This is a genomic window from Bacillus sp. HSf4, from assembly GCF_029537375.1.
GTDB classification, from domain to species: domain Bacteria; phylum Bacillota; class Bacilli; order Bacillales; family Bacillaceae; genus Bacillus; species Bacillus sonorensis_A.
The window spans coordinates 4,254,311-4,268,821 of sequence record NZ_CP120679.1 but is presented as its reverse complement, the minus strand read 5'-3'; the positions used below and the strand labels follow the sequence as shown (position 1 = coordinate 4,268,821).

Here is a 14,511-nt window from a genome sequence, read left to right as displayed (position 1 = left end):
GAAAAGAGTATATTTTCTGACGAATCTGCACAGCAAGACGATAACAAAATAAGGTGAAGTGAATATGCTAGCAAACGTTTTGAAGTTTCGGGTTCACATTTTATTTGGCGTTTTATGTTTAATCGGCGGAACGACCTGGGCTTTTCAAAAGGTCGGGCTGAGCGACAGCCTTCCGTTTTGGTCCGCAGGCATGAGATTTATGATCGCAAGCGTCATCATTGCCATCGTTCTTTTCATGCGCCGACAATTTGTGTTTTCAAAAGAATTGCTTGTGCTCTCGGTTTTCAACGGCATCATGTATTTTTCCATCCCTTTTGGTTCGGTTTACTGGGCTTCTCTTTATTTGCCAAGCGGTTTGGTTTCCATCTTGGCAGCCAGCATCTCCGTTTTTGCCCTGATCATCAATCGTTTAGTCAAAGGAACGCCGGCAACCAAATTGCAAAAATGGGGGATATGCCTCGCTTTGCTAGGCATCACGGTTGTTTTTGGCAATCAGCTGTTGATTCAAGTCGATTTGATTGAAATCATTGCCATGGTCGTGATTTTGTGTGCGATGTTCGGCTCGGCTTTTATTCAAATTAAAGTGCAGCAGAAAATCCAGTCACTGCCGATTTTGAGCTTTAACTCTCTGTCGATGTTAAGCGGCGGAGTCATTTTACTCCTTAGCAGTTTAGTGCTGGAAAGCGGCACAAGGACGTTTTCCGGTGTCAGCCTGATTGCCTTGTTGTATTTGGCGGTTGTCGGTTCGATATTGGGATTTTGGATCAATATTTATTTACTGAAAAAGTGGCACATTTCAAAAGCGACTTCCCACCTGTTTATTTCCCCTGTCATCGCTCTCTATATCGGATTTTTATTTTTGGATGAAAAATTGAATGCCAATATTTATTTAGGGACATTGCTTGTTATATTCGGCGTGATGTTCATTAATCTAAAAAAAGAAGAGAGGATCGCGAAAATTGACGAAACGAAACAAACACTTGGCCATCATCTGTCAAAATAAGCACTTGCCTTTTATTTTTGAAGAAGCGGAAAGCTTAGGTGTCAAGATTACGTTTTTTTACAATGCCGCCGAAGACCATCCGGGAGCTCTTCCGGCTGTTGATCGCTGCATCGCCATTCCGCTGTTTGAAGACGAGCCGGCGGCCATGAGAATCGTTCGGCAGACATATATCGAATCTCCGTTTGACGGTGTGATGACATTGTTTGAGCCGGCATTGCCTTTCACGGCGAAAGCCGCGGCGGCCTTGAATCTGCCGGGCCTCCCATTAGAAGCGGTTGAAAACTGCCGCAACAAAAACCGAACGCGCAGCATCCTGAAGGAGAACGGGCTGAATACGCCGCTCTTCTATGAAGTGGATCAGCTTGACGACCTGGAAGGTGAAAAGCTCTCATACCCTTTAGTCGTCAAACCGATCAACGGCTTTTCCAGCCAGGGCGTCGTCCGGGTCGATGACTGGGAACAGCTCAATGCAGCTGTTCAGAAGGTCGAAGCGATTAACCGGGGGGATCTCAGCAAATTTGTTCGGGAACACAGCGGCATCGTCGTGGAGCAATTTATCGACGGCCCCGAATTCGTTGTGGAAACATTGTCGATTCAAGGAAAGGTGCATGTTTTGTCGATCGGCTATAAAGGGGACGGCAAAGGCCCGTTTTTTGAAGAAGGCGTCTATATCGCCCCGGCCAGACTGGATGAAGAGCAGCGGCTATCGATTATCAAGGAAGTCACGGGCGCCGTATTGGCGCTTGGCATTCACCAAGGTCCGGCCCATACGGAGTTGAGACTGAACGAGGACGGCAAGCCTTATGTCATTGAGGTGGGCGCAAGAATCGGCGGCTCTGGCGTTTCCCATTTTATTGTCAAGGAAAGCACAGGAATCAACTTTATGCAGTTGGTCATACAAAATGCTTTTCAACCGTTAGAACAATTAAAGGACGACATTCACCCGAAAAGGACAGCGGGCAATTACATCATTCCTGTTCAAGGATCGGGCGCTTTTGAGAAAATTGACGGACTTGAAGAGGTGAAAGAAAAACCGGAAGTCAAACGGGTCTTTCAATTTTTCGAATCCGGCGCCGAGGTTCTCCCATATCCGCATTTCTCCGGTTATCCGGGGTTTATTTTAACAAGCCATGACACCTACGGGGACTGTGAGGCATTTTATCGGGAGCTGGATGATGAACTGACCATCATATATCAACCTAATCCAACAGGTACAATAGGAGGCTAAGATGATTCCGAATCAAGTGCAGGAAGAGCAGGCAGTCATGATCGTCCACACACTGGGACCGCAGGGCACGAATTGCGAAAAAGCCGGTCTGCTGTGGCTGAAGAACCAGGGGCTCCGCGGAGAAGTCAGACTGTATGAAACGCTGGAAGAGGCTTTGCTTCAAGTAAAAATGACGGAAAATTCAGTCCTTTTGGGCTGTGCCGTTTATCCGTATTTGCATAACATCGTATTCGAGAATCTAGTGGATTTAAAAATTATCGACAGCTTTGTCATGCCTACATACAACATGGTTTTTGCCGCAAAACAGGGCGCGGAAAAATCGAAGATTCAAACAGTCGCTTCCCATCCTGCGCCGGCTCATCTTGCAAAGCTCTTCAGCGACGATGTCCAATTGGTCACCAGCAACGCCAAAGCCGCGCTGGCCTGTGCCTCAAATGAAGCTGACGGCTGTATCACGACGATAAAAGCAGCTGATGAACACAACTTGCAAGTTATGAAAGATTTCGGCGAAGTGCCGATGTGTTTTACCATACACGGACTTAAAGGAGGAAGCTAATGCTGACTTTGACGCGCGACATTGTAAACCTGGTGAACGAACAAATCGTACCGCAGATTCATGAATTGCAAACATACCAAAATGATAAAGGACAGGTTGTGGAACAGCAAAATAGAGCGGAAGAGCTGCTTTTGCACTTGATGAAGGATGTGAGGGTGATATATGAGGCGGTTCATTTACAAGAAGCCGCGGCCGCTTTTGAACAGGATGTTTTGGACTGGCTCAGCCGCGGATTGGCAGAGACGCCGTATTTTGACCGGTTATTGACGGCTTACCGTGCGCCGGAAAACGGGGATGTCACCTTTTTTGCCGCTCCGATCGTGACACCGAACGGCCCGCATGCCAAAGGCTGTTTTTTTGAAGCCTTTTTAGCTGTTCGAGAAGAGCCGTCTATGATGAAGCCGATCGAAGCAGAGATGCCGCACCCGGAAAACGGCTGCCAATCGCTGAAGCTGCTCGCCGGAACAAAAGGGTTTACAGAAGAGAAGTGCATCGTCTTTTTTCCGGAAAATGTGAAAACGAAAGAAAAAGTCACAACCCAGACATTTGCGATTTTCTACTTTAATAAGTTTTATCAAATCTATCATGAGGACACGCTGAAGAGAGCGCAGGCGATTTTTGAAAACGTTCCTTTTAAGTCTCGCCATCTGCACCCGGATCGGACATATGAGGCGAGGGTCCTTTGGGGTTATTTGCACGACTATTACCACCATTGCGGGAAAAAGCCGTTCCATGAGCACATTCAAGCGAAAATGAATTTTTTTGCGGGCATTCTCGAGGAAGTAAAAGTCGATTGCCAATCGATCCTGGCTCTTGCGGAAAGACAGTACGACTATTGGGAAGAAATTATCGAGTTCGTGCTGTTTGAGCGGCTTTTACGGTATCCGAGCCAGCACAATGCCACACAAAACTTTGATTCGGGAACCGGGTTTTTCCTGTTTAGCTGGATCATTGAAAACGGCCGTTCCCTGCAAAGGGGAAGCGAGAAGCCTGTAGCGCTTGATCTTGCATTGTGCATGGAAGATTTGAAAAAGCTTGTTGCCGAAATCGAAAAACTGGAAGAGATAGAAGACGATTTGGCTTATAAAAAAGCGGCTGAGCATTATGTGAGGCGGTATTTGCCGCCCGGAAGCGAAGGTGAGCGCTTCAGCGTACCTGTTCAATATTTTATTCATGATCTCAACAACGGTATTGAAACATCCTATTTGCGATTTCAACACGATGAGGAGCTGAAACATTGAATCCGAAGCTAAGCAGCATTGGAGAGAAAATGAGTGAGAAGACAGGGGTTAGAGCGGTGATGGGGGACATTCAGGAAGTGCTGGCCGGGGGAAAGCGGCAATACATCAATTTAAGCGCGGGCAATCCTTTGATTCTTCCGGAAGCGGCTGCCATGTGGAAATCCGCTTTAGCAGGCTTATTAGAGGACGAGCGTTTTCCTTCAATCATCAGCCAATACGGGTCAAGCTACGGAACGGACGAACTGATTGAAAGTGTAGTCCGTTTCTTTTCCGAGAGGTATCATTTTGACATTCAAAAAGAAAATGTGCTGATTACGGCGGGAAGCCAGCAGTTATTTTTTCTGGCCGTCAATTCGTTTTGCGGAACCGGAAGCGATTCCGCCAAGAAGAAGGTCTTGATTCCCATGCTTCCGGACTATTCGGGATACAGCGGTGTCGCGCTTGAGAAAGACATCGTCCAAGGGATTCCTCCGATCGTTTCAATATTAGATGAACACACCTTCCGATACGAACTTGACCGGGAGCGATTTTTGCAAAGGATGGAGGCTGATCCGCACATCGGCGCTGTCATCCTCTCGCGCCCAAACAACCCTTGCGGAAATATTCTGTCTGCCGAGAATATATTATTGATCTCAGACGCCTGCCGCAAAGCCAATGTGCCGCTGCTCATTGATTCCGCCTATGCTCCGCCGTTTCCGGCGATCAACTTCATCGACATGGAGCCTGTTTTCAATGACCAAATCATCCATTGCATGAGCCTTTCAAAAGCCGGGCTGCCCGGTGAAAGAATTGGCATCGCCATCGGCCCGTCCCGCTATATACAGGCAATGGAGGCGTTTCAGTCAAATGCGGCGATCCATTCTTCAAGGCTGGGGCAGTATATGGCGGCATCTGTTTTAAATAGCGGGCGTCTCGTTTCCATATCGGAAACGTGTGTGAGGCCATACTATAAGAGAAAATTTTCACTGTTGAACAGACTCCTTCACGAAAATATGGCGGATGGAATCAAGTGGTATATCCATAAAGGAGAGGGGTCGCTTTTTGGGTGGCTTTGGCTTGAAGACTTCCCGGCGGCCGATCAAGAGCTGTATGAACATTTGAAAGCGAACGGTGTCATCATCGTTCCCGGTTCATCCTTCTTTCACCATGACATACGGCATATGCCTCATGCGCACCAATGTATTCGGATCAGCCTTACGGCAGCGGATGAAGATCTAACAAGGGGAGTCGCTGTTTTGGCCAGCGTTGTGAAAGAATTGTGTCAGCAGAAAGTTCACTAAAAAAAGACAGGGGCTTAAATAACCCCTGTCTTATTCTTCAGCTCTTTCGGCGTCCGTTTTTCTCTTTCTGCGCCTTACCGTTATTAAAATCAGAATGACAGCTGCTGCGATGATCAAGACGAGAATTCCGAGATACAGCGTATTCTGCTGGCTGCTTTTCTTCGTCTCACTTGTTTCTGTTCCGCTCGTTTTGGATGCGAGCTGCTGGTGATTGGTGAACAGCTGCTGACTGTCCGTTTCATTGATCACGGTCGCTGTGTTGTCATTGCTCTCCAAAAAGCTGATCATTTCTTTTGTGACTGCAGTGCCTTTTCCATGAAGCGGAGTGAAAACCGCCATCGAGTAATTTTCATCCCACAGCGATGTCTGGGTAAAAGCGACTCGTTTGCTTGTTTCATTCAGCATTTGAAAAGAAGATACGTCCAGCGAGCTTTTCGTCACCGGTACTTCCAGTTCCGCTGCTTTCTCCTGCAGAAGTGCAAACTGACCTATGCCTCCGATAAAAATGATGTTCCGGCCTTTTGCATCTTTTGCATTCACTTCAGATGCTTTTCTTACTGTGAATGACTGACCTGCTTCACCGCCGAGGGAATTCGTCACAAGCGACAGTTCTTGAAGCTTCGCCTGATCTGCGCTGTCGGGAAGGATGATCAGTGTTGCTTTGTCCTGGTTTCCCGCGTATGGAAGCGGCCAATCTTGAAAATCGGCAGCGGCTGACGCGCTTCTGACAGGATAAGACAGTGTGCTGCTTTTATCAATAAAAATCCATTTGTCTTCGTCCGTCGCATAGCATGGATTGTTTTCCTTCAAGCCTGATGCGGTAAATTGAATATCGATGTAGCGGTTTTTTTGCAAAAGCTTCGGATCGACTTTTAGTGTGACATGATAAAAGCCGTTTTTGTCTTCTTTTTCTAAAGCATCAACCGTGACAGAATGAGGCTGTCCATTGATCATGATCTTCAGCTCTGCCTTTTTGGCAGACATATCGCTTTGATCGGCGGATTTTTCAATCGTTTTTGATTTTTTCAATACAAGCGACAGCTTTGCAGATTGAGTCTTGTCCAAAATCGCCGGAGCAGGATAATAATAATGCTCTGAAGAGGTTTGATCAGAGCCGATCGTCAAATCCCCCGCCCCGAAATCCTCAAGTGACAGCTTATGGCGATCGCGATTTTGCCGCTGTTGAAGCTTGCCGATGGCCAGTGTTTCACCGCTCAGCTGGCCGGTGTACGTTTTATCGGTGATCACGCTGATTTTCTCTGACAGGATGTCATCCGATTTGGCGGTGACAAACAGTACAGGCTGCTCTCTGTCCTTTGCTTTAAGGACCCGTTCCGCAAGCAATAGCTGATCTTCTTGCGCTTCAAGGTTATCCTGTTTCAAAAGCTTTTTCACCTTGCCGCTCCAATGGTGCTGAACCCCGATCAAAATCGTCGGCTTGTCGATCTGCTTTACGTCGGATTCGTTCAAGTATGAAACGGTTATGCTGTTATCAACCGTCTTAAGATAGCTTTCCGTTTTGACCGCTGCTTCGATTTCCGCAGAACTCGGGTTATCCGGAATAACGATTGCGGTTTCTTCCGAGGTGTTTCCTGCTTGTGCGAAAGGATAAGGGTAATGTTCAAGTGCGGCCCCTTTTGCCAAGCTTTTGCTTCCCAATGTCAGACGGCTGTCCGGATAAATTTTGATCCAGTTGCCGGATGAGTCCTGTCTGACGCAGACGCCTTCTTTCACCACGCCGTAAAACTTCAAAGACAAGCTGTGGAAGCCTTGAGATGACTGGCTTTTGTTCAGCGAAAGCTTCAATTTCTTCCGTTTGGCATCCCCTTCAAGCTTTACCGTTTTAACCGGTTCACCATCAATCTCAACCGTCAGAGAGGAGGGGGCGATTAAAAGGTCTGACGCCTCATATTCAAGCAAAAGCTGCTGAAGGGAAGAAGCGCCTGCAGGGATTTGATATGTCAGCTCTGATGAGTCTTTTGCGCCGTACATTGTGATGAGATCGTTCGTGAGCATTTGCTCTTTGGATTGTTTGCCGCTGTTTTCCCCCAGAATCGAGCCGTCTACTTCGATGTCCTTAGCCAAGGCCGCTTGTCCGGTCATCGCCGCCAGCATGAAACTTAAGAGACATATAAATGCATGTTTCAAAAAAGTCACCCGCTTTTCTTTTGATTATATCGCTCTGTTTTGTACCATTTCACTTCTTGCTTGAACAGACGGTGCTTGATTTCTACGAATAAAGAATAAATCACAAGGACGATCCACGCCTGCGAGTATGTAAAGTACATCAGAAAAACGATGAAAACGTTTTGCTTGTTCATTTCTGTTTTTTCAATGCTCAGTGTAATCATGACTTCTGTCATGAAGAGGAAGAAAGCCAAAATCCACAGGATCATTGACAAAAAACCAACCGAGAGATGCAGATCATAAAATAAATTGATAACAAAAATCGCATTTGACATGATCACGCCGAAGAAAAACAAAAAATACGTAAAGAAGAAATAAAACAGGTCAAAGATAATCCGCTTCCGTTTCAGCTTGAAAAACTGGGCTAAAAACTTCAGGACGACATATTGATTGCCGCGCGCCCATCTTGTCCGCTGGCGCCACCACACCTTCCACGTTTCCGGCTCCTGTTCCCATGTAACGGCGGCCGGAAAGAAACGGATGTGGTAGCCGAGGTTGTATACGCGGATCGTCAGCTCGGTATCTTCGGCCAGCGCATTATCATCCCATCCGCCGAGCTGTTCGATAATGCTCCGGCGGATGGCAAAGTTGGTGCCAGGGATCGTGGCGATTTTGAACCATTTCCATCTTCCGCCCTGCGCCATCCATTGAAAGCAAATGGTCTCAATGTTAATAAACTTTGTCAGCAATGTTTTCGCCGCATTGATGACGCGGAATTTTCCCACCACGGCACCCGCTTTCCGGTCGTTCATCAGACCGAGAACAAGGTAGTAAACAGCCATTTTCTCCGGTGTGTTGTCAGCATCATATACACAAATGACATCCCCGTTCGATTCGGCAAACCCGGAATTGAGCGCGGAGGATTTGCCTTTTCCCGCATGCGGCGGTTTGGTGACCACCATTTTAATGAAATCGTATTGTCTGGAAAACTCACCCACGATGTCACCCGTCCGGTCGGTCGAATTGTCGTTGATGACGATGATCTCCAGCCGGTCCTTCGGGTAATAGAGGTTGACCATCGCTTTCAGCGTCTGCCGAATCACGACTTCTTCATTGTGGGCTGGAATCAGAACGCTGACCTTCGGAAGGTCTTTCAAGTTCTCTTTCCACTTCGGGATGTTCAGCTCGTAGGTCATGTAGTGGCGAAATCCGCCCTGCATCAGAAACATGTGGTACAGCAGCATCACCCATATTAAGCTTAATGAGATAAAGAACAGAACATTACCCACGGCTTTTTCTCTCCTTAAAGATGCGTTTTTTTAATGTGGCTCTCAAGTAAAGGGTGTAGCTGAAAAACATGACGACAAATAAGAGCACGACGCTTGAGAGAATCCAAAGCGCCTTTTCCAGCGGGCTTTGCTGATGATGGTCGAAAAACTCTTCCATGGCATTCACCTTGCTATTGACGTGAATGGTGCCGTCTCCGCTCGTGCGAATGGTCACTTTGTCTGTTTGAACCGTTTGCTTTGTTTTCTTTAAATCAAGCCATTCGCTGTTCGGAATGTGTTCCATTTGATCAACCAGCTCGGGCAAATATTCCATGCCGAGATAGGGGTGGTAAAATGCTCCGGCTACTCCGCCTTCAAAATCGATCATTTGCGAGATATGGTCTTCGATATTGCCGAGCGGATTCGCATCTGACGCATCGACATAGCCCAGAGTTTCAGGATACAGCGTCATTCCATGCAGCATGGCTGGCTTCGTCACAAACGGTCCCGTACCGGAGGTTTTCCATGTTTCATCACTAAGCTGGACCTGGCCGATGATGCTTGAGAAATACTGTGAAGTGATCTGGTAACCATGCTCTGACATCGTGTAATGCGGCGCTTCAAATGCCAGCGGGTACAGCCCTTCCGCGGTTAAATCCTCAATAGCGTGCGTCAGCTTTTGTCGCGTATAGGTCTCTTCATTTTCTCTGAACGGCTTCAAATAACGGTTATAAGCCGCTTCATTCGGAAAATCCGCTTCTTTTTTTAAGAGGGACGGGTCATCCTCCGCATTTTGCGATGTGATCGGCTGATCAGCCTTGGCATCCCAAAATTCGAAGCCTTCCCCGGTTTCATCGTAGCGGTAGGCATGGGTATATCCATGAACAACCACACTGCCTCCCATGCTTTGCAGCTTCCGCAAAGCTTTGACCAGCTTCGGCTTGTCAGACAGATAGACCTTTTCGCCTGTTTTCGGGTTCAAATAAACCGGAATAACAGCCAAGATAAAAGGGATGTTTCTCTCATGCAGATAAGAACCCGCCTGCAGCAGCAATTTTTCATCTGACATCGGGCTGATGTCTTCCAGCCGCAAATATAAGAGTGTGTTCCCCGCCGCTATCCCGAATGCTTGTCTGAGCTGTTTGGCCAAGAGCAGGTTGTTGTTTAACAGGTTGGTTAAGCCGATATACACATTTGCCTTATCGGTTTCCCATACAAAAGGGTGTGCCTTCCCATCATCTGATGTGTATGTATACAATGCTTTCCCCTTCAAACCTGATACGCCGAGGACATTGAGCCCGCTTTTCAATGAGGCCGCACTGTTTTCACTCGTGCTGCGGACTTGGAAGACATTTTCTTCGTTTGTTAAAGAAAGGCCGGAAAATTGGCTGAATTGCCCGGCGTTAAAACCGATCGCAATCACGGGCGTTTCGCAGGCATTGATCTGTGACACAAGCTGCTTATTCAGCTTTCTTTTGGTTTGGCCGTAATAGATGATATGCTTTTTCTCTGCGAGATCCGTTTGCTTTACATCAGCATCTTTTTTGACAGTGACACGGGACGAGAAATGACCTGCGATCAGATCGAGCATTTTCACTTCTGACGATTCTTTTCCATCCAAGGTCGAATAGATGATGAGAATTCCGCCATTCTCCTGCGTCGCTGCCGCCGCGTCCGGGCGATAAAAAACGGCTGAGAGTATGAGTACAGCTGCGTATAGAAGAAAGCTTCGCTTACAGTTCATTCATCATCATCTCATTCTCCAGTTCTTCTAAAAATTGATCCGCCGTCTGCAAATCTTTGCGATATGTTAAGTAACATACGTGAAAGGTTAAGGTGATATATTTGCCATTTTGCAGCTGGTACGTGTCCAGTTGTTTTTTCAGCTTTGCCAGGACAGCGGGCATATGTTCAGCCGGCGTGTGGGTCAGAACGATCCCGAATCGTTCTTCAGAAGGACGGAATTTTTTGTCCGTTTCCCGTACACAGGATCTGATTTGGCTGCTGACAAATTGAAAGAGCCGATCGGTTTCTTTTTCTCCATACAAGGATTTAAACTCTTTGAAATAATGCATCTGCAGCAGCAAGAAAACAAATGAATTACCGTACCGCTCCGCGCGCTTCATTTCTTCTGACAGCTCCAGCTTCATTCTCTCTTTATTATCAAAGCCCGTCACTCTGTCAATCGCGACAAAGCTTTTGATTTCAGACTGAAGTCGTTTGACTGAATGCTGAAGTTCAACTGCAATATCGTGAATTCTTCCTGAGAAAAAGGAAAAGAGCAAGAGGGCCATTCCCCAGACGACGAGCATTTTCATGCCTTCTTCAGGCGGAAAAACCGCGGCCTGGCTCGCTTGCAAAACCATCATTAAGGTTCCGAGAACAAATAAAACGACGATGGTTCCCGCCAGCGCGTAAATCGGTCCAAGCCATATTCCCGCTCCGATGACGGCAAATGAAATACAAATGATCAAAACGGCTTCGGACTGCTCGGCTGAGACATAATAAATAAACAGAGAAAGAGCCGCTGCAAGCCCAGTCATGTAGGCAAACATTTTCTGTAAATCAGTGAATGATATTTTCATCAAAAAGCTTCCTTTCCGCCAGTAAAGGCAGCAGGTTGTCAAAAGAGTGCGTATTATCGCCGCTCATATATCCGCCATAATACGTTTCAGACGAATCAAGAATTTCAAACTCGATCATCTTTTCATAAAGCGCTTTGACCACGGCTTTGTCTTCATCTTGATTTATGAAAAACAAAATGGTCAAAGCGTAAACGGATGGCGACTCGTATTGAACGGCCGGTTTTTTCGTATCCGCCCAATACCGTCCATACAGCTTTCCATTCGCTTGAAACTCCTGTTTGATCCAATCCGCCAAAACAGCGGCTTTTTGATCCCCCTGCTGCAAATGCCATGCCGCATACAGCTGATCGATGAGGTTAATCTCGTTGTCATAGCTGTATTCCTTTGTCTCTGTGTTGTACAATTTCGGCAAAAAACCGTTTTTCAAAGGAGCGGTATAAAGAATATTGACATTCCGCTCTACGGTCTCTTCATCGATGGTTCCATTCTTTTTCAATACGGCTAACGCATCAGGCATAATATACGAAAGGGTGATATCCTTTGACGCCGCTTTGGAAGAAGAGTCATAGAAATCGGTAAAAATCCCGTTGTTCATGTTGTATGTTTTTAAAGCAGCGCCGATTTGTCGTGCTGTTTTCTTATACTTCCGGTTTCCCCACAGATCGGCTGCCTGATCCAGGGTCAGCATGATTCTGAGATCATCTATCAGGGCGTTCGCCCCGCTCGCTTGTCCATTTTCAATTTTCCATGTCACCAGGCCGCTGTTCATGAGAAACGATTCGGTCAAGTGCTGATATTGCTCTTGAAAATGAGTTCCGTCCTTTTTGTCAACTAAAAATTCCATCCACAAGCCGAGTGATTCGGATAAGTAAACAGGCTGATCCGAGAGACTTGTTTTCATAAGCCCCTCATCACTTATTAAATGATGAAAAATGAAATGCTCGGCAGGCTGCCGCGATTCATTGTCCTGCTCCGCGCTATGCTTGTTTCCGGCTTGGATAAAGCCGATGGAAAGACCAATGGTTAAAGCGCATAAGATGAAACCGATCAATACATACCTCACGGGGCGCCCCCCTCCTTTACATCACCTGAATGTCCAGCTTGCTGGGAAAAACCATGACATATTTCATTAATTATAAATGAAAAAATGGAGATTGCTAGGGGTTTTTTAATCTTTTTGAACTATTTTTATAAGGGGCTAAAGACTGCCGTTCGATTTTTTTAGCTATAGATATCATCTCATCATTTCCCTTTCATTTGGGAATGTAAAAATAACCAATTGGAGCGCCAGGGGTGAGGGAAGGAGGGCATCTTCTTTGGAAGACTTTCGAAAAATTAAGGAGATCATCACGAGAGGCAAAAGGAAGGGGGGGCCCTTTATTTTCCTTGAGTGCATATTATATTTAAGTTTTTACAAATATCATAATTTTTATAACAGCCTATTAATCATCTTGATGTTTAATAGGAAAAAAATGAAAAAAGAAGTGTTTGAGTATGGGGAAATTCAAAAAGTCAGTGGGAACGGTTGCTGTTACAGCGGCAATTCTCTTCTCAGCGCTGCCTGCAAGCGCAGCTGAGTACGTGTGGGTCAGGGATGCATATCCAAACATGTACGATTATGTTTATGACTCAGTACACAAAAGAGTCCAAATTTGGAGAGACTCTAAAAACTACTTTTATGTGGATTGTGATTTAGTTGAATATGGAAAATGTTTTGTGAAAAGATAGTCAAATGTGGCAGAGAAAGTTGGGTGGCCGCCAACTTTCTCTGGTTTTTAACAGTTTGGTGCAATTCGTGGATTAACCGAACCAGCAGTTTTCAGTTGTTTTGAATTCACCTGCTGCAAATTCGGCATCGCCATGCGGAGCAAATTGGAGAGCGCCAGTGATGACAACGCCTGCAATCGCCAGGCCTAAAAGCCATTTCTTCATGGGGCAAGTTCCTCCTTTCTTGTTTGAATGTGGTCGAAGGCAATAATGCCTTCGTCAAAGTACTTTGCCGCTTGATTAAGACAATTCTTGCTTTTGAAGTATCTGGCCGCATTGATGGCCAGGTCTGCCGCGTCTGACCAAAGATTCTTGCTTCTAAGCATATCCAAGCCTTTGTCGAGCAGTGCTTCGTCTTGCTCTTTATAAATGGAATGAATCACCAGAAGCTTGGCTTTATATGTTTTTTCATCCAACTCTGCTGCAAGGCCGGCCGCTTTTTTGTACCATCCTGTTGCTTCTTCGATCAGACCTTTTTTGAATAAAACCCTTGCCAACATGTAGGAAGTTCTGAGTGTGGAGAGTTTGGAGTGAAGCTGTTCTAAGATGCCGAAGGCTGATGCGAACGCTTTTAGGGCCGGATCAAGCTTTTCCTGTCTTTCATAGCAGATTCCAAGGTTATGATATCCAAGGGCCTCTGCATACAGCTGCTTGGTGTCCGCCGCCATGTTGATCGCTTTTTGAAACAGCGCTTCAGCCGATTCATACTTGAATAGATCCAGCTTGTTCGCCGCGATGATCATTTGGGTGGAGGCGGCCCTGTGCTCGTAATGTTCAATCGCCAAAAAGCTTTCCAGCGCTTTTTCCGCGTGATTGATCGAGAAGAAGTTTTGTCTGATTTCATAGTAAGCAATGGACAGTTGATAGTGAAATTCGGCTATTTCGATTTCATCAGGGATTTTGTGGAGCGACTGCTCGGCGATTTTGTAAAAGTTAATGGCAGTGGTGAAATTTTTTTGATAAAACTCGTACATACCGCCGAAAAAGTAGAAATAGTATTGGAGCATATTGTCCGTTCCGATTTCTTCCGGTGTTTTTCTCATGTTTTGCAAAAGCGTCCCGGATTCCTCGTATCGTTCAGTCAACAGCTTAAATCGCGAATCAATGAGATTGAAGTACAAAAGCACATCCTGATTTTCTTCCATCGTTTCCAGCGTTCTTTTGATTTCTTCCCTCATCGCGGCCGCTTCGGCAATATGATTCTGCCTGATCAGCCCATACCATTGATTTAAGCTGTTTCCCACTGCTTCGAATGCAATTTTTGCCGCCACTCTAATACCCTCCGTTCACCAATATCATCTCCGTCCTACAATATCCATTTTATCATAATATTGGTATGTTGATAGTTATAAAGAGTACAAGTTTACTGTAGTCAACAAGTTACAGAAATAAGTTTGATGGGAAATTATGATCATTCAACTTAAATTTATAATATAATAGAGAATACCAATGAAAG

The 14,511-nt window shown here is 46.0% G+C and carries 12 protein-coding genes; 5 read left to right on the top strand and 7 right to left on the bottom strand.

The features are described from left to right. Positions 1–64: 64 nt before the first annotated feature. Genes P3X63_RS21945 through P3X63_RS21925 form a run of 5 tightly spaced genes read left to right on the top strand, consistent with a single transcriptional unit; the run spans position 65 to position 5,308 of the window. A complete protein-coding gene (locus tag P3X63_RS21945; RefSeq protein WP_026589368.1) occupies positions 65–1,003 on the top strand; it encodes a DMT family transporter in 939 nt (312 codons plus the stop codon). Then, positions 960–2,231, top strand: coding sequence for an ATP-grasp domain-containing protein (locus tag P3X63_RS21940; protein WP_026589367.1), 1,272 nt, complete (start codon positions 960–962; stop codon positions 2,229–2,231). Before P3X63_RS21945 ends, P3X63_RS21940 begins: the two co-directional genes overlap by 44 nt. A 1-nt stretch (position 2,232) precedes the next feature. Next, entirely contained in the window at positions 2,233–2,787 is a 555-nt protein-coding gene (locus P3X63_RS21935) for a prephenate dehydratase domain-containing protein (RefSeq protein ID WP_277692074.1), read from the top strand. Continuing rightward, a complete protein-coding gene (locus tag P3X63_RS21930; protein ID WP_026589365.1) occupies positions 2,787–4,028 on the top strand; it encodes a DUF6421 family protein in 1,242 nt (413 codons plus the stop codon). The genes P3X63_RS21935 and P3X63_RS21930 overlap by 1 nt, the downstream gene beginning before the upstream one ends. Then, positions 4,025–5,308, top strand: coding sequence for a valine--pyruvate transaminase (locus tag P3X63_RS21925; RefSeq protein ID WP_277692072.1), 1,284 nt, complete (start codon positions 4,025–4,027; stop codon positions 5,306–5,308). The genes P3X63_RS21930 and P3X63_RS21925 overlap by 4 nt, the downstream gene beginning before the upstream one ends. A 30-nt stretch (positions 5,309–5,338) precedes the next feature. On the opposite strand, the gene P3X63_RS21920 is transcribed toward P3X63_RS21925, so the two are convergent. From P3X63_RS21920 to P3X63_RS21890, 7 genes are all read right to left on the bottom strand, one after another. Continuing rightward, positions 5,339–7,456: a cellulose biosynthesis cyclic di-GMP-binding regulatory protein BcsB gene (locus P3X63_RS21920; RefSeq protein WP_026589363.1), complete on the bottom strand. Its 2,118-nt coding sequence runs from the start codon at positions 7,454–7,456 to the stop codon at positions 5,339–5,341. Positions 7,457–7,461: 5 nt separating this feature from the next. Then, entirely contained in the window at positions 7,462–8,724 is a 1,263-nt protein-coding gene (locus P3X63_RS21915) for a glycosyltransferase family 2 protein (RefSeq protein WP_077735935.1), read from the bottom strand. Next, positions 8,717–10,447 carry a DUF2334 domain-containing protein gene (locus tag P3X63_RS21910; RefSeq protein WP_277692070.1) on the bottom strand — a complete coding sequence of 577 codons (1,731 nt, stop codon included), beginning with the start codon at positions 10,445–10,447 and terminating at the stop codon, positions 8,717–8,719. Before P3X63_RS21910 ends, P3X63_RS21915 begins: the two co-directional genes overlap by 8 nt. Beyond that, positions 10,437–11,288: a diguanylate cyclase domain-containing protein gene (locus P3X63_RS21905; RefSeq protein WP_026589360.1), complete on the bottom strand. Its 852-nt coding sequence runs from the start codon at positions 11,286–11,288 to the stop codon at positions 10,437–10,439. Before P3X63_RS21905 ends, P3X63_RS21910 begins: the two co-directional genes overlap by 11 nt. Next, positions 11,269–12,351 (bottom strand): lipoprotein YdaJ, encoded by a 1,083-nt coding sequence (locus tag P3X63_RS21900; RefSeq protein ID WP_077735937.1) that lies wholly within the window; start codon positions 12,349–12,351, stop codon positions 11,269–11,271. The genes P3X63_RS21905 and P3X63_RS21900 overlap by 20 nt, the downstream gene beginning before the upstream one ends. A 737-nt stretch (positions 12,352–13,088) precedes the next feature. Beyond that, complete coding sequence (locus P3X63_RS21895; RefSeq protein ID WP_142246065.1) at positions 13,089–13,220, bottom strand: Phr family secreted Rap phosphatase inhibitor; 132 nt, start codon at positions 13,218–13,220, stop codon at positions 13,089–13,091. After that, positions 13,217–14,326, bottom strand: a complete 1,110-nt coding sequence (locus tag P3X63_RS21890; protein WP_179115676.1) for a Rap family tetratricopeptide repeat protein — start codon at positions 14,324–14,326, stop codon at positions 13,217–13,219. The genes P3X63_RS21895 and P3X63_RS21890 overlap by 4 nt, the downstream gene beginning before the upstream one ends. Positions 14,327–14,511: the final 185 nt, after the last annotated feature.